The organism is Syntrophaceae bacterium (assembly GCA_013177825.1).
Classification (GTDB): Bacteria; Desulfobacterota; Syntrophia; order Syntrophales; family PHBD01; genus PHBD01.
The window spans coordinates 21,062-45,361 of sequence record JABLXX010000013.1 but is presented as its reverse complement, the minus strand read 5'-3'; the positions used below and the strand labels follow the sequence as shown (position 1 = coordinate 45,361).

Annotated in this window: 18 protein-coding genes, 1 tRNA gene and 1 rRNA gene; 8 read left to right on the top strand and 12 right to left on the bottom strand. The window is 59.6% G+C overall.

The window, feature by feature from the left end; genetic code table 11:
- From HPY65_18290 to HPY65_18245, 10 genes are all read right to left on the bottom strand, one after another.
- Positions 1-1,181, bottom strand: a 16S ribosomal RNA gene (locus HPY65_18290); the annotation flags it as partial.
- Positions 1,182-1,524: 343 nt separating this feature from the next.
- Positions 1,525-2,814, bottom strand: a complete 1,290-nt coding sequence (locus HPY65_18285; protein NPU86430.1) for a tyrosine--tRNA ligase — start codon at positions 2,812-2,814, stop codon at positions 1,525-1,527.
- 21 nt (positions 2,815-2,835) lie between these two features.
- On the bottom strand, positions 2,836-3,621 hold the full coding sequence (locus HPY65_18280) for a TIGR00282 family metallophosphoesterase (protein ID NPU86429.1): 786 nt from the start codon (positions 3,619-3,621) through the stop codon (positions 2,836-2,838).
- A gap of 9 nt (positions 3,622-3,630) precedes the next feature.
- Positions 3,631-5,181, bottom strand: a complete 1,551-nt coding sequence (rny, locus tag HPY65_18275) for a ribonuclease Y (GenBank protein ID NPU86428.1) — start codon at positions 5,179-5,181, stop codon at positions 3,631-3,633.
- A gap of 291 nt (positions 5,182-5,472) precedes the next feature.
- The gene (locus HPY65_18270) at positions 5,473-5,751 is read right to left on the bottom strand and encodes a cell division protein ZapA (protein NPU86427.1); all 279 of its coding nucleotides are present in this window, start codon (positions 5,749-5,751) and stop codon (positions 5,473-5,475) included.
- Between the two features lie 18 nt (positions 5,752-5,769).
- Positions 5,770-6,000: a hypothetical protein gene (locus HPY65_18265; GenBank protein NPU86426.1), complete on the bottom strand. Its 231-nt coding sequence runs from the start codon at positions 5,998-6,000 to the stop codon at positions 5,770-5,772.
- Positions 6,001-6,092: 92 nt separating this feature from the next.
- Positions 6,093-7,088: a tRNA dihydrouridine synthase DusB gene (gene dusB / locus HPY65_18260; protein ID NPU86425.1), complete on the bottom strand. Its 996-nt coding sequence runs from the start codon at positions 7,086-7,088 to the stop codon at positions 6,093-6,095.
- Positions 7,085-7,876, bottom strand: a complete 792-nt coding sequence (locus tag HPY65_18255; protein NPU86424.1) for an NTP transferase domain-containing protein — start codon at positions 7,874-7,876, stop codon at positions 7,085-7,087. The genes dusB and HPY65_18255 overlap by 4 nt, the downstream gene beginning before the upstream one ends.
- 14 nt (positions 7,877-7,890) lie before the next feature.
- Positions 7,891-9,210, bottom strand: a complete 1,320-nt coding sequence (locus HPY65_18250; protein ID NPU86423.1) for an HlyC/CorC family transporter — start codon at positions 9,208-9,210, stop codon at positions 7,891-7,893.
- Positions 9,185-10,465, bottom strand: coding sequence for an HlyC/CorC family transporter (locus tag HPY65_18245; GenBank protein NPU86422.1), 1,281 nt, complete (start codon positions 10,463-10,465; stop codon positions 9,185-9,187). The genes HPY65_18250 and HPY65_18245 overlap by 26 nt, the downstream gene beginning before the upstream one ends.
- A 222-nt stretch (positions 10,466-10,687) precedes the next feature.
- On the opposite strand from HPY65_18245, the gene purD reads away from it, so the two are divergent.
- From purD to HPY65_18230, 3 genes are all read left to right on the top strand, one after another.
- The gene (gene purD, locus HPY65_18240; GenBank protein NPU86421.1) at positions 10,688-12,016 is read left to right on the top strand and encodes a phosphoribosylamine--glycine ligase; all 1,329 of its coding nucleotides are present in this window, start codon (positions 10,688-10,690) and stop codon (positions 12,014-12,016) included.
- 53 nt (positions 12,017-12,069) lie between these two features.
- Positions 12,070-13,626, top strand: coding sequence for a bifunctional phosphoribosylaminoimidazolecarboxamide formyltransferase/IMP cyclohydrolase (gene purH / locus HPY65_18235; GenBank protein NPU86420.1), 1,557 nt, complete (start codon positions 12,070-12,072; stop codon positions 13,624-13,626).
- Positions 13,627-13,784: 158 nt separating this feature from the next.
- The gene (locus tag HPY65_18230; GenBank protein ID NPU86419.1) at positions 13,785-15,212 is read left to right on the top strand and encodes an NAD-dependent malic enzyme; all 1,428 of its coding nucleotides are present in this window, start codon (positions 13,785-13,787) and stop codon (positions 15,210-15,212) included.
- A gap of 1 nt (position 15,213) precedes the next feature.
- Here the strand turns inward: HPY65_18230 and radA are convergent, their stop codons facing one another.
- Both radA and HPY65_18220 read right to left on the bottom strand, forming a co-directional pair.
- A complete protein-coding gene (gene radA, locus HPY65_18225; protein ID NPU86418.1) occupies positions 15,214-16,572 on the bottom strand; it encodes a DNA repair protein RadA in 1,359 nt (452 codons plus the stop codon).
- On the bottom strand, positions 16,569-18,155 hold the full coding sequence (locus tag HPY65_18220) for an AAA family ATPase (protein NPU86417.1): 1,587 nt from the start codon (positions 18,153-18,155) through the stop codon (positions 16,569-16,571). The genes radA and HPY65_18220 overlap by 4 nt, the downstream gene beginning before the upstream one ends.
- A 262-nt stretch (positions 18,156-18,417) precedes the next feature.
- Here HPY65_18220 and HPY65_18215 point away from each other — a divergent pair, with 262 nt between their 5' ends.
- From HPY65_18215 to HPY65_18195, 5 genes are all read left to right on the top strand, one after another.
- The gene (locus HPY65_18215) at positions 18,418-19,545 is read left to right on the top strand and encodes a phosphoserine transaminase (protein ID NPU86416.1); all 1,128 of its coding nucleotides are present in this window, start codon (positions 18,418-18,420) and stop codon (positions 19,543-19,545) included.
- A gap of 35 nt (positions 19,546-19,580) precedes the next feature.
- On the top strand, positions 19,581-21,173 hold the full coding sequence (locus HPY65_18210) for a phosphoglycerate dehydrogenase (GenBank protein NPU86415.1): 1,593 nt from the start codon (positions 19,581-19,583) through the stop codon (positions 21,171-21,173).
- A gap of 28 nt (positions 21,174-21,201) precedes the next feature.
- On the top strand, positions 21,202-22,503 hold the full coding sequence (locus tag HPY65_18205; GenBank protein NPU86414.1) for an adenylosuccinate synthase: 1,302 nt from the start codon (positions 21,202-21,204) through the stop codon (positions 22,501-22,503).
- A 62-nt stretch (positions 22,504-22,565) separates the two neighbouring features.
- Positions 22,566-22,641 (top strand) — tRNA-Lys (locus HPY65_18200).
- Positions 22,642-23,085: 444 nt separating this feature from the next.
- Complete coding sequence (locus tag HPY65_18195; GenBank protein NPU86413.1) at positions 23,086-24,273, top strand: hypothetical protein; 1,188 nt, start codon at positions 23,086-23,088, stop codon at positions 24,271-24,273.
- Positions 24,274-24,300 lie beyond the last annotated feature (27 nt).

Here is a 24,300-nt window from a genome sequence, read left to right as displayed (position 1 = left end):
CACCGGCAGTCCCTTTAGAGTGCCCAACTGAATGATGGCAACTAAAGGCAAGGGTTGCGCTCGTTGCGGGACTTAACCCAACATCTCACGACACGAGCTGACGACAGCCATGCAGCACCTGTCTCCGAGTTCCCCGAAAGGCACCCCTCTGTTTCCAGAGGGTTCTCGGGATGTCAAGCCCAGGTAAGGTTCTTCGCGTTGCATCGAATTAAACCACATGCTCCACCGCTTGTGCGGGCCCCCGTCAATTCCTTTGAGTTTTAAACTTGCGTCCGTACTCCCCAGGCGGTTCACTTAATGCGTTAGCTTCGGCACTGAGGGGGTCAATACCCCCAACACCTAGTGAACATCGTTTACAGCGTGGACTACCAGGGTATCTAATCCTGTTTGCTCCCCACGCTTTCGCGTCTCAGCGTCAGTATTGGGCCAGAAAGCCGCCTTCGCCACCGGTGTTCCTCCTGATATCTACGAATTTCACCTCTACACCAGGAATTCCGCTTTCCTCTCCCGTACTCAAGCAAGGCAGTTTCAAGTGCACTTCCTGGGTTGAGCCCAGGGCTTTCACACCTGACTTACCAAGCCGCCTACACGCGCTTTACGCCCAATGATTCCGAACAACGCTTGCACCCCCCGTATTACCGCGGCTGCTGGCACGGAGTTAGCCGGTGCTTCCTCTGATGGTACCGTCAAGGATGAAGGCTATTAACCCGCACCCATTTCTTTCCATCCGACAGAGCTTTACGACCCGAAGGCCTTCCTCACTCACGCGGCGTTGCTGCGTCAGGGTTGCCCCCATTGCGCAAGATTCCTCACTGCTGCCTCCCGTAGGAGTCTGGACCGTGTCTCAGTTCCAGTGTGGCTGATCATCCTCTCAGACCAGCTACCCATCGTCGCCTTGGTAGGCCATTACCCTACCAACCAGCTAATGGGACGCGGGCTCATCCTTCAGCGAAAGCTTGCAAGCAGAGGCTATCTTTGACGACCGGACCACAGCCCGGCCGTATTATTCGGTATTAGCCCACCTTTCGATGAGTTATTCCCAACTGAAGGGTAGATTACCCACGCGTTACTCACCCGTGCGCCACTCTACTCAGGTCCCGAAGGACCCTTTCTCGTTCGACTTGCATGTGTTAGGCACGCCGCCAGCGTTAGTTCTGAGCCAGGATCAAACTCTCCAGTTTGAATCCTTATAGGGAGATTGCTCTCCCCTGTTGTTTCTCAAAGCAGAGAACCCGCAAATCAATTACCCCACTATTCAATTGTGAAAGAACGAACTGGAAACGAGCCACGCTATTTACTTCAGAGACCGTTTCCTGTCAAGAACTTTTTAAAAATTTTTTCAGCCACTGAAACAGCCGAAATCGCAGAGTACATCTGGAATTTGAAGAACGGGTCCAACGATCGCTTCTTGAGTCCGAATGTCAGTGGACGCTTGAAAAAACCCGGAAGTCCTTCAACAACCTTTCCCGCGAACAGGAACGGGATAATACGCCCTCCCTCCTGCAGAGTCAAGAGAAAAGTTGTCTAGGCAGAAAGAATTCGTATGATCGCGTAACTCTTCTTCCCTCTTCTCAGCCTGATTTCGCCTCGTTCGTTGGCATCGCCGAGCCCGATCTTTTCGTCGGGGGAGCGAACAGGCCGGTCGTTTACATATCCGCCTCCCTGGGACAGGATGCGCTTGGCCTCACCCTTGGAGGCGCATAGTCCTGCGTCGTGAAAGAGGTCGAAGGCGCTGATACCGGCTTCCAGAGCTGTATGGTCCATTACGATCGTCGGAATGGCCGCCAGATCCTCCGCCGGCGCCGTCCGTGGGATCCCGCTGGACGGGAAGAGTACCGCGTCCACCGGCTTGAGCCGGAATGCCGCGGCGGAAGAGCTCCAGGCCGCAACCGCCTCTTCCGAACCATGTGTGATCTTCGTGGCCTCAAAAGCCAGCACAGCCTTTGCCATATTGAGTTGTGCGTCTGTCAGAGTCTCGGCTTGCCGAACCTCCTCCATGGGCAGGAACGTAAAGAGCGCGAGAAAGCGCGCTACATCGGCATCGTCCGCGTTCATCCAGTACTGAAAATACTCGTAGGGAGACGTCAGGGCACCATCCAGCCACACGGTTCCCTTCTCCGTCTTTCCCATCTTGTGCCCATGCGCCGTCGTCAGCAGCGGAAACGTGAGGCTTTGGGCCTGACGGCTATCCACGCGACGGATCAAATCCACGCCGGCCAGCATGTTTCCCCACTGGTCGTTGCCCCCGAATTGCATTTCGCAGCCGTAATGCTGGAAAAGATACAGGAAATCGTAGGCCTGGAGGAGCATATAGTTAAATTCTATAAAGTTCAGCCCCTTCTCCAGACGGAGCCGGTAGCTTTCCGCGGCCAGCATCTTGTTGACGCTGAAATGACGGCCGATGTCACGGAGGAACTCGATATAGTTCAGCTCCGTCAGCCAGTCCGCATTGTTGACCAGGAGGGCCTTCCCTTCTCCAAAATCGAGGTAACGGGACAGTTGAGCCCGCAGGCAGCCGGCGTTGAAATCGATCTCCTTCCGCGTGAGGACCTTGCGCATCTCCGTCTTGCCGCTGGGATCCCCGATCAGGCCCGTTCCTCCACCTACCAGGGCAATGGGCCGGTGACCGTGTCGCTGCAGATGCACCAGGGCCATAATGGGCACGAGGCTTCCCACGTGAAGGCTCGTCGCCGTAGGATCAAATCCGATATAGCCCGTGACGGGACCGCTCCCCAGGAGTTCCCGCACCTGTCCTTCGTCCGTCACCTGCTCCAGGAAGCCCCGCTCCAGGAAAACGTCATACACGTTCTTCATAATCTCTGACTCCCGACCGTCTCAGCCATCCAGGGGAAGGCTGATCCTCTCTATCTTCAGGGCCCGACCGCTCGACTCGTCGGCCTCTATGAGCACCCCCTGCAGCCGGACATCCCCCCTGGCCACGTCGAACCGGTTCGGAAGCTGCCGGAGAAATCGCTCCAGGATGGCCTCCTTCCGGGTGCCGATGACGGAATCGAAAGGCCCGGTCATTCCGGCATCGGTAAGGTAGGCAGCACCGCCTGGCCGGATTGTCTCGTCCGCCGTCTGTACGTGAGTATGCGTTCCGATCACCGCCGTGACCCTGCCGTCGAGGAACCAGCTCAGGGCCTGTTTCTCCGACGTGGCCTCGGCATGGAAATCCACAATGACGATCGGCGTTTTGTGCTTAATTTTCTCGATCTCCCGTTCCGCCGTACGGAATGGACAATCAACGGCAGGCATGAAAACCCTGCCCACGAGGTTCAGGACGCCGACGTATATCCCTCCGGAGACGGGCATGACAACGGATCCGCGACCGGGAACCCCTTCGGGATAATTGGCCGGACGAAGGAGGGTCTCATAATCATCGATGAACTCTTCCACTTCCCGCTTGTCCCAGACATGGTTCCCGGAGGTGAGGACATCGATCCGGCAGCCGTACAGTTCTTCCACGACCTCCCGCGTAACACCGAAACCGGCGGCAGCGTTTTCGCAGTTGGCGATAACGAAATCCACCGACCGTTCGGCCAGGAGCGCCGGGAGAAGATCCCGGACTGCCCGGCGACCCGGCTTGCCGACGATATCCCCGATAAACAGGATTTTCATGGCCCTCTTTTACCTTGCGTAATCCGAGACCCGGGTCTCCCGGATGACCGTCACCTTGATCTGCCCCGGATAGGTCAGATCCTTCTCGATTTTCTTGATGATGTCCCGGCAAAGCATCACAGCGTCATTATCGGAGATCTTGTCGTTCTCAACCAGGATGCGGATCTCACGGCCCGCCTGGATGGCAAAGCACCGGTCCACGCCGCTGAAGGAATTGGCAATGCCCTCCAACTCCTCCAGGCGCTTGACGTAGGTCTCCAGCATCTCCCGCCGGGCGCCGGGCCGGGCCGCCGACAGGGAGTCCGCCACCTGCACCAGGGCTCCCAGAAGGGTTGTCGTCCGGCTGTCGTCGTGATGCGTGGCAATGGCCTGGACAATGCTCGCCGATTCGCCGAACCTCCGGGCGTAATCGGCTCCGATGGCGGCATGGGTACCCTCAATCTTGTGGTCGATGGCTTTCCCTATGTCATGAAGGAGCCCCGCCCGTTTGGCCTCCTTGACATTCATTTTCAGCTCCGAGGCCATGATGCCCGTCAGGTAAGCCACTTCGACGGAGTGCTGCAGGACGTTCTGCGAGAAACTGGTGCGGTACTTCAGGCTCCCCAGGAGGGTGATGATCTCGGGATGCAGGTCGTGAACTCCCACATCGAAGGAAACGCGCTCTCCCGTTTCCTGTACGACCTTGTCTACCTCCTGTGTCGCTTTCTTTACAATCTCTTCGATCCGCCCCGGATGGATCCGGCCGTCAGTGATCAGACGTTCCAGGGAGATACGGGCCACTTCGCGACGGATCGGGTCGAAACTCGAAAGAACGACCGCCTCCGGGGTGTCGTCGACAATCAAGTCGATCCCGGTGGCGGCCTCGATGGCCCGGATATTCCGCCCCTCCCGGCCGATGATGCGACCCTTCATTTCATCATTGGGGAGATTGACTACCGAAACCGTGCTCTCAGCAACGAAATCGCTTGCATAGCGCTGCATGGCGTACGTCATGATCTCCCGGGAGGCTTTCTCGGCATTCCGCCGCGCTTCTTCCTCCACTTTCCGGATCAGGAGCGCCGCATCACGCTTGGCCTCCGATTCCATGGCCTGGACAAGTTGTTCCTTCGCCTCATCCGACGAAATCCCGGCGATCCGCTCGAGTTTCTGCCGCTCTTCCTCGATCATCCGGTCCAGTTTGTCCACTCTCTCCTGGATCTGGTTCTCTTTCGTCACCAGTGATTTTTCTCGATTTTCTATTTGGCCCTCTTTCTGGGCCAGCGCATCGGAACGCTTGTCGACGTGATCCTCCTTGGCGCGGATCTTCCGCTCGATGGCGTCCAGTTCCTGCCTGCGCTCCTTTCCCTCCCGTTCGGACTCGGCCTTTGACTTGACAAGGGTTTCCCGGGCTTGCAGGATCCCTTCCTTCTTTATGGTATCCGCCTCTTTCTTTGCCTCTTCCACGATTCGCGTGGCAAGACTCTCGGACGCTCTCAACCGCTTCCTGGAGAGGGCAGAGGTCACCGCAAAGCCGACTACTCCTCCCAGAACAATCGATGCAATGATGATGAATATGGTCATGCCGTTCACGACAACTTCACCTCCTGTATATGGATACTCCGGCGATGAAGACGAGGGTCCTCCCCGCCGGGGGCAACGCAGAAAACAAAAATGGAATGGGAATCTGGAGAAAATTCCGGGCTTGGGGAAGGCGCCATCCCCGGGGACAGCCGGGATGAACGCCATCCCTCCCCGAAAAAGAGGCAGGAACCAAAGGGTGCATGCCCGGGGTCAGGAAACCCGGGAATGAAAGACGGACCGGCTCGCCGTCCGCTGTCTCAGCACGAAAAAGGGGATATCCGTTTCTTGCTTCTAAGCAACCTCGTCGATCAGTGAAATCAGTTTTTCCGACCGCTCCTTCAGCCTTATCGATAAATCCTTACTGCTTTCTTCCAGTTTCACGTATTCGTCGGCAATATTCAGCGCGGCCAGGATGGCGATGTGGAGGGCCGGCATTTTGGGCGACCGGTTGCCGATTTGGCCGATCCGGTCGTTTACCAATGCGACCACATGCGTGACATGATCCTCCCCATCATCGCTGGTAACTGAAAATTCTTGACCCAGTATCTTGATTTGAAATCGGTTTTTCAAATCCTGCCCCTTGAGTGACTACTGGCGGGCCGGAATGTCCCGGAGCAGTTCAAGAAGCGAATCCACCTTCGTGCGTATGAAATCCCTCTCTTCCGTGAGCCCCCTGATATGGTTCTGTGCTTCCTCCAAGTCCAGCGACTTTTTTTTGAGCAGTTCCTCCAGTTCCCCGTATTGCTTTTTTAACAGCGCATAATCGCTGATAACAATCCGGATCTTCTTGTCCAGTTCCTCGAAACTGGTCAGTTCCACCGGTCCCCCCTATTCCTCATCATCCATCGGTTTTCACGAATGGATGACGTGGTCGATTTTGGCGGCGAGTATGTCAACAAACCCCTGAAATGTCAAGGCGGACTTTCCCTTTCCAGGCCGTAGAACGACCGGAGAAGCTCCAGTAGTTCGCGTTTTTCCGAGAGCCGGCCGGCGACGTTCCGGATCTGCGCTCCCCCCCGGTCCCCTTTGGTGTACCAGAGCGCATGCTTCCGGAAGGAACGGATCCCGGCCTGCTCCCCCATGGCCGAGATTTCGAGGTCCAGGTGGCGGATGATGACCCGCATCTTTTCCTCCGGCTCCGGAGGGTCGGGACACCGTCCTTCCGTCCGTAAAACGTTGATTCTATCGAATATCCAGGGATTTCCGAGGCAGGCCCGGCCGATCATGACGGCGTCGCACCCCGTCCGGCGCATCATGTTCAGGGCGTCGGCGGGATGCCGGACATCCCCATTGCCGATCACGGGAACCGCCACCGCTTCCCTGACCCTGGCAATCAGCGTCCAGTCGGCGGAACCGCCGTATCCCTGAACAGCCGTACGGGGATGGACCGTGATGCCATCGACGCCGCAACGCTCCGCTATTTCGGCGATTTCCACCGCATTAATGGACTGACTGTTCCAGCCGGCCCGGATCTTCACCGTCAGGGGCAGCGGCGTCGCTTTTCTCACCTCCCTGAGGATGGCCTCCGCTCGGGCCGGGTCCTTCATCAGGGCCGCTCCGGATCCGGTCTTGACGACCTTCTTCACGGGACAGCCCATGTTGACGTCCACCATGTCCGCACCGGCATCGGTAACAATCCGAGTCGCCCAGGCCATGACCTGCGGGTCCGAACCGAAGATCTGAACCCCCAGGGGCCGATCCTTCGGCGCCATGTCGAGATAATGCAGCGTCTTCCGGGTTGCCCGGATCAGGCCGTTGGCGCTCACCATCTCCGTGAAGGCCATCCCGCAGCCGCAGGACCGGGCGATCAGCCGGAAGGGCAGGTTTGTGACCCCGGCCATCGGGGCCATCCATTCCCGGCTGCCCACGGCCAGGGATCCGATCTTCAGGGGACCCGTCGCGTTCATGAGGTGCAGGGGCCGAGAAAACCGGACCGGACGAGCCGTTCCGCTTCCCCGAGGTCCTCCGGCGTATTGATGCCCATCACCTCCGGCGGAAAGGCCGCCACAAGCGATCGGACCTTGAGCCCCCGGTTACGGGCGATTTCCACGATATCCGTCAGATAATACTCCTTCTGGGCGTTTTCATTCCGGATTTCCCCGACCGCCTCCGCCAGGAAACCTCCCCCGGCGCAGTAAATCCCCGCATTGATTTCCCGGACCCGCTTTTCCTCTTCGCTGGCATCCCGGGCCTCCACGATGCGTAGGACCTCGCCGTCCTCCCCCTTGATCACCCGCCCGTAACTGCCGGGTTCATCCAGGACGGTCGTCAGGACTGTCACCGCGGCGCCGCTCTCCCGGTGATCCAGGAGAAGCGCCTCCAGGGTCCCCGCCGTCAGCAGGGGGACGTCGCCGCAGAGGATCAGGATCGGCCCTGTCCATTCACGGAAGTGTTCCCTGGCGATCCGGACGGCGTGGCCCGTCCCGAGCTGCTCCCTCTGCTCCACGAAAGACAGGTCCTCCCCCTGTACGCTCTCCCGGACGAGGTCCGCCTGGTGGCCGACGACGATCACCGTCCTCACCGCGCCAACCCGCCTCGCCGCGTCAACCACATAGGACAGGAGCGGCCGGCCGCAGAGGGCATGAAGCACCTTGGCCAGATCCGATTTCATTCGGGTTCCCTTCCCCGCCGCCAGGACGAGGCAAAGCAGCTCCTTTTCTTCTCTTGCGCGCTTGATCGCTTCTTCTCCGGTCATTACGGACCGCCTCCTTAATCGCTGGTTATCCGGTCCAACTCCGGTGCAAACTGGGCCGCGACTTCCCTCACGGCCCGTTCTCCGGCTTCTTCAACCGTGAACATCACGGGACCGATGGAGAACGTGTCCCTCTTTTTCGGAATCCGTCCCATCCGGGCAAGGAGAAATCCTCCCAGCGTTTCGTAATCGCCCTCCGGGAATTCGACCGGCAGGACGGTCCGGATCCGCTCAATGCTGATCCGGGCATTGAACAGATACCGACCCGGTCCCAGACGCTTGTACAGCTTCTCGCCCGCATCGTACTCATCGTGGATCTCTCCCACGACCTCCTCCAGAATGTCCTCCAGGGTGACGACGCCGACCGCACCACCATATTCATCCACCACGACGGCCATCCGCTCCCCCCGGGTTTTCATCTCCAGCAGCAGGTCTTTCGCATGCATGGCATCCGGCACATAAAACACATCCATTTTCAGGCAGGCGTCTATGGTTCCTGGAGGCTCCCCCTGGCGGCCCCGGTCCAACCGCACGCAGTCCAGCAGGTCGAATGTATCGAGAATCCCGATGATGTTCATGACTTGGTCGCGGTAAACGGGAATCCGGAGAAAACCCTGTTCCGTAACAAGCCGGGCAGCGTCCTCCACGGCCGCTGTCACCGGGAGGGCCGTCACGGCCGACAGGGGAACCATGATCTCGCCGGCGGTGGTCTCGGAAAAATCGAATACCCGCCGCACCATGTCCTTCTCGGAACGGAGAATGTCCGTTTCTACCTCGGGACCGCTGCTGATCAGGGAAACAAGGGCGTCCCGGGTGATGTACGGAGAAAAGGTCAGGTCCTTCTTCCCCGTCAGGGAAAGAACCATGCGCAGGGTTATCCGGGAGAGAAGGAAGACGAAAGGCGCCAGGATCCAGGAGGTCCCGCTGAAGAACCAGGAGAGGCGTTCCGCCGCCTTCTCGGGCCGCGCCTGGCAGACACTCTTGGGGATGATCTCGCCAAACACCAGAAGCAGCGGGATCATGATCACCACGGCCAGCCATTCCCCGTAAAAGCGGCCGAACAGTGAGATGAGAAGCAGGGTCGCTCCGGTCGTCGCCGTGACCTCGCAGAGGTTTGTCCCGATGGGGGCCGTCGAGAGGAACAGGTGCGGTTTTTCGCGAAGTTCCAATGCCTTCATGGCGGCCCGGGAACCCCTTCGCGCCCGCTGACGAAGCCGATGGACGTCCGACGACACCAGCGCGATCTCGCCGCCGGAGAACAATCCCTCCAGGAGCACACAGGCTGCGATGATCGCCAGAATGAGTGCCTGTTCAAACGACATGGTCTTCCGCTCCATCCTGAGTTTCCCGGGTAACCCAGATGCTGAGGATCCGGGCCGGCCCCACCTTCACGACGAGGAAACGGTAGCCGCCGAAGGAAACCGCCTCCCCGCGCTGGGGAAGCTTCCCGAAGAGATGCAGCACAAAACCGCCCGTCGTCTCGAATTCTTCGGGCGACAGGGACAGACCGAGCAGCTCGTTCAGGTCCTCCGTCTCCATCCGGCCCGAGACGACCCATACATTCTCCCCGACCTTTTCCCAGAGATTCTTCCGGATCCCGTGTTCGTCATAGATGTCCCGGAAGAGGTGCTCCAGGATGTCCTCCAGGGTGATGAGCCCGGATACGCCTCCGTATTCATCCACTACAACGGCGGTCTGCAGGCGCCGCTCCTGAAACTCCCTCAGCAGCCTTCCCGCCGTCTTGAACTCGGGCACGAAATAAACTTTCCGCAGATAGCTCTCGATGGAGAAGGCCTTCTCCACCCCCTCGGGAATTTTCAGGAGATCGGCTGCCAGGAGCAGCCCCCGGATGTCGTCCCGGTCCCGTCCGTAAATGGGGATCCGCGAGTGCCGCGCCCGGATTACCTCCCGTTTCATCTCCTCGATGTGCATGGAGGTGGGAAGACAGAAGACGTCCACCCGGGGTACCATCAGTTCCGAGACCGGCCGATCCTCCATCTCGAACACCCCGTGGATGAGAGCCCGTTGAGTCTCCTCCAGGGCTCCCTCCTGCCGGCCGGCATCGATCAGGTGCTTGAATTCGTCTTCCGTCAGAACGGAACGGCGGGTGGATTCGCGGCCGGCAAATCGAACGACGAATCCACGGGATACGGCCTCCAGCAGCCACGCAAAAGGACGCACGATGCCGGAAACAAGATACAGGAGAGGAGACAGCAGGGAAGAAAAGCGGATGGGATCCGTCATGCCCAGGGTTTTCGGCACGGCTTCGCAGAAGATCAGGAGGAGCGGCGTTGTCACGGCGATGGACAGCCACCCCTTCTCCACCCCCAGAAGGCTGACGAAAATGGAGGCGGCCAGGACGGAGACGGCGATGTTGACCGACTCGTTGCTGAAAATGATTGTCACGAGGAGCCGGCGGCGGTCCCCGAGAAGCCCCTGGACGGACCGGAGAAAGGGGGTGCGCTCCTGGGCCATCTTGTGGAGATGCAGCGGGGTCAGGGAAAAAAGGGCCGCCTCGGAACAGGAGAAGATTCCCGAGAGAAGGAACAGGAATGCGATGAGGCCCAGTTTGAAGACGATCAGATTTTCCAAGTGTTCTCTATCCATGCCGGGAAACCGGCCGTAATCGTGAGAGGAAATGTAGCAGATTCGAACCGGAAAGCACAAACGTATTTCCCTCCGGCCCGATGGAGGGATTTGTTTGACGGACCACGGTTTTTTCGATATGGGTGCAATTCTATCCTGCGGACTTGGTCCTCGCGGGGATCCGTCGTCCGTTCGGTGTCATCCGTAGCGTCCCAAGGGAGGAAAGACATGTCCAGCGTTCTGTTGATCGGAAATGGCGCGCGGGAGCACGCCATGGCTGAGACCCTCGTCCGGTCAGCCAACAACCCCCGGCTCTATGCCTGCATGAAAGCCAACAACCCCGGTATCGCCTCCCTCTCGCAGGACGTCCTCCTCGGAAGCTACAGCGATCTGAAATCCATCACTACCTTTGCCCGGGCGCACAAGGTCGATTTCGCCCTCGTCGGGCCGGAGGATCCACTCAACGAAGGGGTCGTGGACGCCCTGCGGGAGGCGGGCATTGCGGCCGTGGGACCGACGAAAGACCTGGCAAGGCTGGAGACCTCCAAGTCCTTTACCCGGGATCTGGTGGAAAAGCACGGCATTCCCGGAAATCCCCGGTACCGGGTCTTCACGTCCCCGGATGGTCTGGAGCCTTTCCTGTCCGAACTGGACGGCATCGTCATCAAGCCCGACGGTCTCACGGGAGGCAAGGGCGTCCTGGTGCAGGGAGACCACTTTCAGACCCGGGAAGAGGCTCTCGGCTACTGCCGCCAGATCCTCGAGGAACACACCTCGGTGATCGTCGAGGAAAAGCTGGAGGGGGAGGAATTTTCCCTGCAGTGCTTCTGCGACGGGAAGACCGTTGTCGCAACACCGGCCGTGCAGGACCACAAGCGGCGCTTTGTCGACGACCGGGGGCCCAACACAGGCGGCATGGGGTCTTACTCCTGCGAAGATCACCTGCTGCCGTTCCTGACGGAACGGGACGTGGCGGATGGCCTGGCGATCACCCGGCGAGTCGCGGAGGCGATCTTCCAGGAGACGGGATCCCTGTACAAGGGCATCATGTACGGCGGCTTCATCGTCACGAAAAACGGCGTGAAGCTTCTCGAGTACAACGCGCGGCTGGGGGACCCGGAGGCCATGAACATCCTCCCCCTCATGAAATCGGACTTCGTGGATCTGTGCCGGGCCATCATCGACGGAACCCTGGACCGGTTCCCCGTCTGCTTCGAGCAGAAGGCAACGGTGTGCAAGTACATCGTACCGAAAGGCTACGGCCTCCCGAAGGACCACCCCGACGCCTCCTCCACTGGTGCCAGGATCACCATCGTCAACCCGGGAGCAGCCCGTCTTTACTACTCATCCGTGGACCAGCGGCCCGACGGCCTTTACATGAGCACCTCCCGAGCCATCGGAGTCGTCGGCATCGCCGCGACGCTGGCCGGAGCGGAGGCGGTGGCGGAGTGCGCCGCGAATGCCGTCAAGGGCCCCGTGGATCACAGGCCCGACATCGGCACGGCGGCCCTCATCAGCCGCCGCGTCGCTCACATGAAACAGATCCGGGGGCGGTAGTCCCCTTCATCCCTGCAGAAAAGCAATTCAGGAGAATCCGCATGACAGCCAACGTGATCAGAAGAGCCCTTATCAGTGTGACCGACAAGGGCGGCATCGTGGAATTCGCACAGGGCCTCGCCGCCTCGGGCGTGGAAATTCTGTCCACCGGCGGCACCGCCGCCCAGCTCCGCAAAAGCGGAGTGGCCGTCGTGGACGTCTCCGACTACACCGGCTTCCCGGAAATGATGGACGGGCGGCTCAAGACCCTTCATCCCAAAATCCACGGCGGCCTCCTGGCCCTCCGGGACAACCCCGAACACATGGCGGCAACCCGGGAGCATGGGATCGAGCTGATCGACATGGTCGTCATCAACCTGTACCGCTTCGAGGACACCGTAGCCAAGCCCGGCTGCACCCTCGAGGAGGCCGTCGAGAACATCGACATCGGCGGTCCGACGATGCTCCGGGCGGCGGCCAAGAACTGGCGATTCGTTACCGTTGTCACGGACCCTGCGGATTATGCCCTGATCCTCAGGGAAATGAAGGAATCCGGCGGGAAGGTATGCGAGGCGACGAACTACCGGCTGGCCACGAAGACCTTCCAGCTCACGGCCCGGTACGACGCCGCGATCTCGAACTATCTCGGCCGGGTCCTGCCGGAAGGCGAGCCGAAAGAGTTCCCCGACACCTACACGGTCCAGTTCCAGCTGGCCCAGGGGCTCCGGTACGGCGAGAACCCCCACCAGAAGGCGGCCTTCTACCGGGAGCCGGCCGCAGCGTTTCCCGCCGTGGCTACTTCCCGTCAGATCCAGGGAAAGGAGCTTTCCTACAACAACATCATGGACGCCGACGCGGCCTGGCAGATGGTCTCCGATTTCGACCGGCCGGCGGCCATCGTCATCAAGCACGCCAATCCCTGCGGCGCCGCCACGTCCGGGGGGGACCTCGTGGAGGCCTACCTCAAAGCCCTGAAAACGGATCCCGCCTCGGCCTACGGGGGCATCGTGGCCCTGAACCGCCCGGTGGACCCGAAGACTGCAGAGGAGCTGGCGAAGATCTTCCTGGAAGTGATCATCGCCCCGGGGTTCGACCCCAAGGCCCTGGAGATCCTCCAGCCCAAGAAGAATGTCCGTCTTCTGGAGATCCCCGCCTCCGCCGGGGCAGGCTCTCCCGGCTTCGATTTCCGGCGGGTCGTTGGGGGACTGCTCCTGCAGGAGAGGGACACCGACGCCTTCGACCTCCGGCAGGCAAAGGTCGTCACGAAGCGCGCCCCCACGGAGGAGGAGTACCAGGCCCTGGACTTTGCCTGGCGCGTGGTGAAGCACGTCAAGTCCAACGCCATCGTTCTTGCGACGAAGGACCAGCTTGTAGGAGTCGGCGCCGGCCAGATGAGCCGGGTGGACTCCGTCAAGATCGCCCGGATGAAGGCCAACCTGCCGACCCAGGGAACGGTCCTCGGCTCGGACGCCTTCTTCCCGTTCCGCGACGGCGTGGACCTGGCGGAGGAGGCGGGCGTCACCGCCATCGTCCAGCCGGGAGGCTCCATACGGGACGAGGAGGCCATCCAGGCGGCGGACGAGCACGGCATGGCCATGATCTTCACCGGCCGGCGGCATTTCAAGCACTGAAAACCGGTGAGCATTTCAAACCCCCGTTGATTCGGCCGGATCTGCGGAGGTCCCCGACAGAACCTTCCATACCACGGCCTGGGAGCGGCGGATAAACGGTCCGCCGCTCCCAGGCAGCCTCCTCTTCCCGGGCGATCCGCCCCCCTCGGAGGTGAACCATGATCCGGACAACCAGCCCCAGCTACAGCATTCTCCTCCGCCTGGAGATCCCGAACCGTCCCGGCATGCTGGCCCGCGTCCTTTCGGCCATCGGCAGGGCCGGAGGGAACATCGGCTCGGTGGACATCGCCGGATTCCGCGACGACGCGATGATCCGGGACATTGTCGTGAACGCCGCGGACAGTGATATGCTGGACCGGGTTACGACGGCTGTCCGGAAAGTCCGCGAGATCCGCCTTCTGCATGTGACGGACCGGACGTTCATGCTCCACGCGGGGGGAAAAATCGAAATCAAGGGCAGACTGCCCCTGAAAACGAGAGCCGATCTGAGCATGGCCTACACGCCCGGGGTAGCCCGCGTGTCGATGGCCATCCACGAGGAGCCCGACCGGGTCTTTGACCTGACGATGAAGAAAAACATGGTGGCCATCGTGACCGATGGGACCGCGGTGCTCGGCCTCGGCGATATCGGTCCCCGGGCAGCCCTGCCGGTAATGGAGGGGAAGGCTTTGCTCTTCAAGGAGTTCGGGGGGGTGAATGCTTTCCCGATCTGCCTGGACACGAAGGATCCGGAGGAAATCGTCCAGGCTGTGAAATGGATCGCCCCGGGATTCGGAGGTGTGAACCTGGAGGACATCTCGGCACCCCGCTGCTTCGAGATCGAGGATCGCCTGAAGGCGGAACTGGACATCCCCGTCTTTCACGACGACCAGCACGGCACGGCGGTGGTCATCCTGGCGGGCCTCACCAACGCCCTGAAGATCGTCGGGAAGCGCCTGGCGAACATCCGGATCGTCGTCAACGGCCTCGGCGCCGCAGGCATCGCCACCACAAGGCTGCTCCTGGCGGCCGGGGCAAAGAATATCGTCGGCTGCGACCGCGCCGGCGCCCTGTACCGGGGCCGGAAGGAAAACATGAACCCGGTGAAGGAGGAGATCGCCTCCCTCACCAACCCGGAGCAGCGGAAAGGAAGCCTGAGGCACGTGCTGGAAGGGGCCGACGTATTCATCGGCGTTTCCCAGGGAAACATTCTCCCGCCGTCGGCGATGAAGAGGATGGGACCCGACCCGGTCGTCTTCGTTCTGGCCAATCCGGTTCCGGAGATCGCGCCGGAGGCGATCCACAAATTTGCCCGGATCATCGCCACCGGCCGGTCGGACTATCCGAACCAAGTCAACAACGTCCTCTGCTTCCCCGGGCTCTTCCGGGGAGTCCTCGACTCCCGGGCCCGTTCCATCAGCCGGGAGATGCTCCTGGCGGCAGCGGATGCCATTGCCGGTTCCGTCGCCCCGCGGGAGCTGAGTGAAGATCACATCATTCCCGGCGTTTTCAACCGCAAGGTCCAGGAGGAGGTTGCGAAAGCGGTCACCGCAGCAGCCGTCCGAACCGGTTCGGCCCGCCCGACTGAGTTCTTTCTGGCCCTGTAATTCAGAAGAGATGCTCGAAGAGTTCCCGGAGGTGGCCGACGGGGTGGACTTCCAGGTCCCCCCGGGGACGCTTTCGGGTCTCCCGGGTCTTCGGCAGGATGCACCGCTTGAACCCCATCCGGGCGGCCTCCCGGATCCGTACGTCCGCCTGGGCGATTCCCCGGACTTCCCCGGTGAGGCCGACTTCGCCGAAAACGACAGTCCCGGCCTCCACCGGACGGTCCAGGAAGCTGGAGGCCAGTGCGGAAACGATCCCCAGGTCCACTGCCGGCTCCACCACCCGCAGCCCGCCCGTTACGTTGACAAAGATATCCGAGTTTCCCAGATGGATCCCCCCGATCTTGTCGAGGACGGCCACGAGGAGGGACACCCGGTTCTGATCCACGCCGATGGCCGTCCGCCGGGGCATGCCGAAGGACGTGGGGCTGACGAGGGCCTGGATCTCCACCAGGATGGGCCTCGTCCCCTCGACGCTGGGCACAACGGCCGATCCCGCGGCTCCCAGGGGGCGCTCCGCCAGGAAAACCTCCGAAGGGTTGGCCACCTCCGCGAGGCCGTTGTCCCGCATCTCGAAGACGCCGATCTCGTTCGTCGGCCCGAACCGGTTCTTGATGCTGCGGATGATCCGGTAGGCGTAATTGGAATCCCCCTCGAAGTAGAGCACCGTATCGACCATATGTTCCAGGACCCGGGGGCCCGCGATGGAGCCATCCTTCGTCACGTGTCCGATCAGGAACAGCGGGATACCCGTCTTCTTCGACAGGAGGATGAGCCGCTCCGAGGCCTCCCGGACCTGGCCGACGCTCCCCGGCGCCGAAGACAGGACCGGCGAGTAGACCGTCTGGATGGAATCGACGACGACCGCCGCCGGCCGTACCTCCTGAATGTGCCGGAGGATATTGTCCAGGCCGATTTCCACCAGGACCAGCAGGTTCGCCGAGACGGCCCCCACCCGCTTTCCCCGCAGGCGGATCTGGCGGGCCGATTCCTCGCCGGTGACATAGAGGACCCGGCTCCCCCGGGCGGCGATCTTCTCCAGGACCTGGAGCAGAAGCGTGGACTTTCCGATCCCCGGATCCCCGCCGACGAGGACCGCCGACCCGGCCACCAGGCCGCCTCCGAGGACCCGGTCCATCTCCGCAATCCCCGTCAACAGGCGCTCACTGTCCTCCGCTTCGATGGCGTCGAGTGGCTGGGGGGTGCTGTCATAGGCCGCTTCCCGGCCCGTTGCCGGCTGCATATCCCGGATCTCCTCTTCCACAAAGGTGTTCCAGCCGTTGCAGGAAGGGCACTTCCCGAGCCATTTGGGCGAGGAATGACCACAGTTCTGGCAGAAGAACGCACTCCGGATTTTCTTCACGTAACCTCCCGGATCTCCAGGATCCTGTCCACGTTGAACGTCCGTTTCTCCTCCCGCATCAGGCAGTGGGCCTGAAGGCCCAGGAAAGGATGCCCGCTGAACGTCATCTCTCCCACGAAGAGGGGGAGGATCGTCCGCCGGGACTTCTCGTCCTTTGCCTTCAGGTAGACGATCTCCAGCTTCCTCCGTTCCCGAACGGCTTCTTCCAGGATCGCGATCCGCTCCTCCCGGGAGCTCCTCTGCGCCGCCTGGCCGTACTGGAACCGGGTGAGAAAGTTGACGACCTGCCAGTCCATGAGGATGTGGCTCTTCCGGACGGGCTTCCGGAGAACGAGGCCGTCGAGGTCGGTGCACCGCGAGAGGGCAACGTACATCTGGCCGTGGGCGAACGTCCCACGTCCCACGTCGATGACGGCGTTCCGGAAGGTTTTCCCCTGGCTCTTGTGGATCGTCACGGCGAAGGCAAGACGCACCGGGTACTGCATGAAGGAGCCTACCGCCTCGGAGGCGATCTCCCCGTCCTGAAGGAAGAACTGGAAAATCTCCCAAGTATAAGGCGCAATCTCGACTTTCTTCCCGTTGTCCAGGCGGGCCAGGAGGAGCGGCGGTCCCTCCTCCTGCGGCTTCACCCCCTTCAACTTCCCGATGGTGCCGTTGATCCAGCGCCCCTGCGAGTCGTTGTTGAGGAGCATGATCTGGGCGCCTTTCTTCAGTTTCAGGACCGGCGACGTCGGGAGGTACTGGTCCTCGAAGTCACCGTCCACGGCGGCGACGGCCGTCCAGGGGTCCCCCGGGAGCCGGGCCAGTTGCTCCCCGTTGATGCGGTCCGCCAGGTCGTTCGTGCTGGTCAGATGGATGTAGAAGCTCCGGGGGGGCGCCTCGAACGCCGGATCGACGCGGCGGTTGAGGATCGCCAGGTCCTCGTCCGAGATGGAGCGGTTGCGGATGGCGTTCAGGAGCCGGATGAATTCCGGATCCTTCTGCCGATAGACTGTCTCCAGTTCCACAAAGGCCAGTTCGAAGTCCTCGAAGGCCCGGGCGCTGAAGAAGAACGGCGTCGCATAATGGGACCGGAATATCTCCCGCTCCCGGCTCGTCACCACCGGCGGCAGCTGGTAGAGATCGCCGATGAAGATCATCTGGACCCCGCCGAAAGGCCGGTCCGCCGCCGGTCCGTTGAGGCGCAGGAACCGGTCCACGCAGTCCAGGAGGTCCGCCCGGACCATGGAGACTTCATCGATGATGATGATTTTCAGCCGGCGGTAGAGGTCCGCCTTTTCCCCCTTCACGCGGCGGCGGATGGCCGAAGGTGTGATGTCCGGTTTGAAGCCGAAAAAGGAGTGGATCGTCTGGCCGCCGGCGGTCACGGCGGCGACGCCCGTGGGGGCCAGGACGACGACGGGCTTGACGGAGTGATCCCGGAAATAGCGGAGAAGGGTCGATTTCCCCGTACCGGCGCGGCCCGTGATGAACACGTTCCGGTCCGTCCGCTCCATCAGTTCCAGCGCCAGCATGAACTGCGGGTTCAGGTCCACCTCGCCGCCCGCATCCGCGGCGCCGCCTTCGGAGTGCTTCCGCTTCATCGCCTGCCGATCACCAGGAATGTCTGAGAACATCGCCGTTCTTATAGATTCCCGCGGGTTTTCTTTCAAGCCCGAAGTGCTTTTCCACGGCCAGCCGCCTTCCCATCCTCCCTTTCCCGATCCCCGTCCCGACGGCGCCTTCGGCCCGGCAATCTGAAAATCCGTAAGCAAATCAAGCATCTTCTTCGATAAAAGGGCTTGCACAATCCATTCAATCTTGTTATAGAATTCCGCTCGTCAGAAAAACAGAGAGGTATCTGCCATGCACAATCCCAATTTCAGTTCCGGCCCCTGCAGCAAGCGGCCCTCATGGAGCCTGGATGTCCTGAAGGACGCGTCGGTCGGCCGCTCCCACCGCTCAGCCTTGGGAAAGGAAAAGCTGGCGAAAGCCATCAAGGAAACAAAGAGCATTCTGGGCATCCCGGAGGAGTACCTCGTGGGAATCATGCCCGGTTCCGATACGGGCGCCTTCGAGGCGGCCATGTGGAGCCTCCTGGGCTCCCGACCTGTCACCGTCCTCGTCTGGGAGAGTTTCTCCGAGGGCTGGGCGACGGACATCCAGAAGCAGCTCAAGCTCAATCCGACGATCCTGAAGGCCGACTACGGCGAGATTCCGGATCTCAAGGCCATCGACTGGCAAAGCGACGTGATCTTCGTCGCCAACGGGACCACGAGCGGGGTCAAGATTCCAAACTGGGACTGGATCCCGTCGGACCGCCAGGGCCTGACCCTCTGCGATGCCACCAGCGCCGCCTTCGCCATGCCCATCGACTGGTCGAAGACGGACGTCCTCACCTTCTCCTGGCAGAAGTGTCTCGGCGGCGAGGCGGCCCACGGCATGCTGGTCCTGAGCCCCCGGGCGGTTGCGCGGATCGAGTCATACGACCCGCCCTGGCCCCTCCCGAAGATCTTCCGCATGAAGAAGAGTGGAAAGGTCAACGTGTCCATCTTCGAGGGCGACACGATCAACACGCCGTCCCTCCTCTGCGTGGAAGACTATCTGGACGCCCTGAATTGGGCCGGCTCCGTCGGCCTTCAGGGCCTGGTCGCCCGGAGCGAGGCAAACATGAAGGTCGTGGAGGACTGGGTGGCGAAGAACGACTGGGTCGATTTCCTGGCCGCCCGGAAGGACCTGCGTTCGAACACTTCCGTCTGCCTGTCCGTCGTCCACGAAAAGGTGAAGTCCCTGCCCAAGGACGCTCGGGCGAAGTTCCTCAAGGACGTCGCGAGCGACCTTGGGAAGAAGAAAATCGCCTACGACATCAACTCCTACAAGGACGCCCCTCCGGGGTTCCGTTTCTGGTGCGGCCCCACCGTCGAGGCAGGGGATCTCGGAACGGCCCTGGCGGAACTGGAGAAGGCCTTTCTCCAGAAAGTGGCCTCCCTGTAAGATACAGCATTAAAAAAAACGAGGAGAACCATCCCATGAAAAAGGTACTGATCAGCGATACGCTGTCGAAACAGGGCATCGAGATCCTGAAGAATACACCCGGGCTGGAAGTGGCCGTCATGACCAACCTGACGCCGGACGAGCTGAAGGGAGTCATCAAGGAGTACGACGGCCTGGTCATCCGGAGCGCCACGAAAGTGACGAAGGAGATCATCGCGGCGGCGGACAACCTGAAGGTCGTCGGCCGCGCCGGCATCGGCCTGGACAACGTGGACATCCCCGAGGCCAGCAAGCGGGGCATCGTTGTCATGAACACCCCCGGGGGAAACACGATCACCACGGGTGAGCACGCTATTTCGCTGATGCTCTCCCTGGCGCGGGATATCCCCCAGGCCACGGCCTCCATGAAGGGGGGCAAGTGGGAAAAGAACAAGTTCATGGGTGCCGAGGTGTACAACAAGACCCTCGGCATCGTCGGCATCGGCCGGGTCGGGAGCATCGTCGCCGACCGGGCCCAGGGTCTGCGGATGCGGGTCATCGCCTACGATCCGTTCATCTCACCCGAGGCGGCGGAGAAGCTGGGCATAACCCTCGTCTCTTTCGACGAGTTGCTGAAAAGCTCGGACTTCATCTCCGTCCATACCCCCATGACGAAGGAGACCCGGGGCATCATCAACGCCGCGGCCTTCGCCAAGATGAAAAAGGGCGTGTTCATCATCAACTGCGCCCGGGGCGGCATCATCAGTGAAAAAGACCTCCTGGATGCCCTGAACTCGGGACAAGTGGCGGGAGCGGCCCTGGATGTCTTCGAGGAGGAGCCGACGAAAAACAAGGAACTGGTGGGCCACGCCAACGTCATCTGCACGCCCCACCTGGGGGCATCCACCGACGAGGCGCAGATCAACGTGGCTATCGCCGTTGCCGAGCAGGTGGCTGACTACCTTACCAAGGGCGAGATTCGCAATGCCGTCAATTTCCCGTCGGTGAGCGGCGAACTGCTCAACATCATCCAGCCTTACCTGGAACTGGCGGAAAAGCTGGGGCAGTTCCAGGCCCAGCTCGTCTCCGGCGGCATCAAGGAGGTGCTGGTGGAGTACAGCGGCGAAATCCTCAACTACAACGTGGCGCCCCTGATCAATTCGCTCATGAAGGGGCTCCTCACGCCCATCCTCAAGGAGAACGTGAACTACATCAATGCCCCCGTGGTGGCCAAGGAACGGGGCATCAAGGTGGTGGAATCGAAGAGCAGCGAGGTTCAGGCCTATACAAGCATGATTTCCGTGACGGTCAAGACCCAGAACGAAACGAGTTATACCGCGGGCGCACTTTTCGGCCGGCAGGACCCCCGGATCGTCCGGATCAACAAGTTTGCCATGGATGCCATCCCCGAAGGACACATGCTGGTGGTCTACAACAACGACCGTCCCGGTGTGATCGGGAACATCGGCACGACCATGGGGAAGAACAGCGTCAACATCGCCCGGCTTCACCTGAGCCTGAACCGCGAGCAGGCGGAGACCGGCCAGGCCCTGGTCGTTCTCACAACGGATACGATGGTAACGGCGGATATCCTGAAGAAGCTTCGGGAACTGCCTCATGTCATCTCGGTAACCCAGGTGGAGATGTAAGGCGCCGAGGCGGAAAGGAAAGCGGATCATGGCAAATGTCGTTGTCGTGGGAACCCAGTGGGGCGATGAAGGCAAGGGAAAGGTCGTGGACATCTACGCCGAGGACGCCGACGTCATCGCCCGTTTTCAGGGCGGAAACAACGCCGGCCACACCCTCGTGGTGAAAGGCGAGCAGACCATCCTTCATCTGATCCCGTCGGGAATTCTCCATGACCAGAAGACCTGCATCATCGGAAACGGAGTCGTGGTGAACCCGGAGGTTCTCCTGAGCGAGATCAAGGCCCTCCAAAGCCGGGGGATTTTCCCGCCCAATACCAACCTCTACGTGAGCGAAAAGGCCCACGTCATCATGCCGTATCATTGCCGTCTCGACATAGCCAGGGAGGCCAGTAAGGCCGGCAAGAAAATCGGCACGACCGGCCGGGGCATCGGTCCAGCCTATGAGGACAAGGTAGCCCGGACGGGAATCCGCATGGGCGACCTGCTGGATGAAGAGGTGTTCCGGGAGAAGCTGGCGGCCAATGTGGCGGAGAAGAATTTCCTCCTGACGAAGCTCTTCGGGGAGGAGCCCGTCTCGGAGCAGGCAATCTACGACGAGTACCGGGCGTATGCCGAGGCTTTGATGCCCTATGTCACCGACACATCCACGCTGCTGGACCGGGAAATCCGCAAGGGCAAGAAGATCCTGTTCGAGGGAGCTCAGGGAGCCCATCTGGACGTGGATCACGGCACGTATCCCTTCGTCACCTCCTCAAACACCGTGTCGGCCAACGCCTGCTCGGGAACCGGCGTCGGACCCGGCGCCGTGGACGCCGTCGTTGGGATCTGCAAGGCCTACACGACCCGCGTCGGTGGCGGCCCCTTTCTCACGGAGCTCACCTGCGAAATCGGAGAGCGCATCCAGCGGGAGGGGCATGAATACGGGGCCACCACGGGGCGCAAGCGCCGCTGCGGCTGGCTCGACATGGTCCTGGTCCGCCAGTCCGTGCGGGTCTCCGGGATCACGGGTCTGGCCGTAACGAAACTGGATGTCCTGACGGGCATCGAGAAATTGAAGATCTGCGTCGGCTACCGGACGGGAGAAGGGGTTTTCAGCGACGCGGTCCCGGCGAATCCGCGGGTTCTCGCTCGCTGCGAGGCCGTTTACGAGGAGATGGACGGATGGACCGAAGACATCCGGAACGCCCGGGAGATCCAGGATCTCCCGAAGAATGCCCGGAAATACCTGGAGCAGATCGAGGCGCTCTCGGACACAAAGCTCGTCCTCGTTTCCGTCGGGGCGGCCCGGAACGAGACCATCATCCTGAAAAATCCGTTTTTCAATGCCTGAGAATTCTTGACAGGGGGCTTCTCCCCTGTTAAGAGGGCACGCCTCGCTGCAATCGACAGCAAGGGACGTTAGCTCAGTCGGTAGAGCAGCGGACTTTTAATCCGTTGGTCGTCGGTTCGATCCCGATACGTCCCACCAGATAAATCAAGGGGTTACAGATTACGGTCTGTGACCCCTTGTTGTTTTTGCTACCCTATAGCTATCCCAAGACTGCCTTCTGAGTGATCATCTGTGATGGGCAACACCGCATCAGCAGAAGCGCTCCATGCCGAGCCACTCCTCCTAATATGCTAATAAAAATTAAGCTTTACATCGCGTTACATTTTGGCTATCCAGGGCAGGCAACCGCGGCGCATGAATTGACAAGGAGGGAGCATGAGAAGGGCGTCAATCCTTCTGATCCTACTTTTTGTCTTCTGTCTTCCATCCCCCATCACTGCCGCAGACCTCACACTCAACAACACCCCTGTTCGATCTTGCTATTTCTCACAAACTAGCCGTGTCCTTCAATAGGGAAGAGTGAGCAATGATTGATAAAAACTACAATTGCAGAAAGACTAATAATTATAATGAGGAAAGCAAATGTCTGACATGACAAAATCTATTTCCGGCCCCAGCGATAAAGAGGATTTATTTCTCAGATACCTCGATAGTGAAATAACGTATTTGGATAATACCCTGAAGCGTCCGGGTTGGACAAAATGGGCCATCATGGGGAGTATCGCGACTCTCATATGGATAATCATCAACCGGATGGCACACGGTAACTACCTCATAAGTAACATTTTTGCCATAGTCATCTTTTTCTCTCTCTTATTTGACACATTCATGATCATAAAAGTATTTTTGCCAACTAATAGAAAATCTGCTGATGATAAAAGGGTTATTCTGTCTATTCACGCGTTAGGCAGCAATAGATCATATTTAACGTTACTATTTGTGCGCGCAGTGCTTGTGATTTACACAACATACTTCTTAAATAACTCACTTTCTTTAGCAACCAAATTATGTATCTATGCACCTAATATTGCAATTGGTTTAGCGTTCCTTTTGATTATTCTAATCAGTTATTTCAAAATTCCTTTACCCCAATACAATACAAGGAAGAAGAAAGTAAATGTAGAACAAATTATAAGCTTTTTGATATTATTATGCTTGACAATAGGCATCTGGGGACTGCTAGATTCAATCATCGAAAAACGAGCTACTTTCTTAATTACAGACATTGAAATTGCAATGCTGATTACTGCGATATACGGGCTACTGACACTATGGTCATTCAATAGTCAAGAGTATCCTTTGTTAAATAACTTGATTAATATAAGAAGATCGCTAATGTTCGGTAAAACATCGTTTGAAGATGCACAAAGACAAGCTGACATAGCAATTAGTGGACTAAAGGTGTCAGAGTATTTTCAAGAGATAATTAATGACTTATTATTAGATTATCAAGAATTAGATTTGTGCATTGAAAAAATGAACAGAAAGCGTGATGTCACTAACACAGAGATAAGTGGACAACATAGTGAAAATAGAAGAGGAGAAGATGTTGCTGGTAGTAAAGATGAGCCGGAAGCTATTCAACCACTTAAAGATCTTAGTATGTTGATGGAGACAATTCTGAAGAAAACCAAAAAGATTCGATTTTATTCTGGCATGGTGATTGGTTCTGACAATGATTTGGAAAGGAACATTTCTGTCATAATGGACCAAGTTTTAATAGCAACGGATAATTCTAGAGCCAAGTTAAAAGAAGCAATGCAGAGGTGAAACACCGGGGATCCGGGGAATAAACGG

Coding starts and splice junctions, on each gene's coding strand:
- HPY65_18285 (NPU86430.1), bottom strand. CDS start 2,814: ATGAAGAACGTGTATGACGTTTTCCTGGAGCGGGGCTTCCTGGAGCAG.
- HPY65_18280 (NPU86429.1), bottom strand. CDS start 3,621: ATGAAAATCCTGTTTATCGGGGATATCGTCGGCAAGCCGGGTCGCCGG.
- rny (NPU86428.1), bottom strand. CDS start 5,181: ATGACCATATTCATCATCATTGCATCGATTGTTCTGGGAGGAGTAGTC.
- dusB (NPU86425.1), bottom strand. CDS start 7,088: ATGAACGCGACGGGTCCCCTGAAGATCGGATCCCTGGCCGTGGGCAGC.
- HPY65_18255 (NPU86424.1), bottom strand. CDS start 7,876: ATGACCGGAGAAGAAGCGATCAAGCGCGCAAGAGAAGAAAAGGAGCTG.
- HPY65_18250 (NPU86423.1), bottom strand. CDS start 9,210: ATGGAGCGGAAGACCATGTCGTTTGAACAGGCACTCATTCTGGCGATC.
- purD (NPU86421.1), top strand. CDS start 10,688: ATGTCCAGCGTTCTGTTGATCGGAAATGGCGCGCGGGAGCACGCCATG.
- HPY65_18230 (NPU86419.1), top strand. CDS start 13,785: ATGATCCGGACAACCAGCCCCAGCTACAGCATTCTCCTCCGCCTGGAG.
- HPY65_18220 (NPU86417.1), bottom strand. CDS start 18,155: ATGAAGCGGAAGCACTCCGAAGGCGGCGCCGCGGATGCGGGCGGCGAG.
- HPY65_18215 (NPU86416.1), top strand. CDS start 18,418: ATGCACAATCCCAATTTCAGTTCCGGCCCCTGCAGCAAGCGGCCCTCA.
- HPY65_18210 (NPU86415.1), top strand. CDS start 19,581: ATGAAAAAGGTACTGATCAGCGATACGCTGTCGAAACAGGGCATCGAG.
- HPY65_18205 (NPU86414.1), top strand. CDS start 21,202: ATGGCAAATGTCGTTGTCGTGGGAACCCAGTGGGGCGATGAAGGCAAG.
- HPY65_18195 (NPU86413.1), top strand. CDS start 23,086: ATGTCTGACATGACAAAATCTATTTCCGGCCCCAGCGATAAAGAGGAT.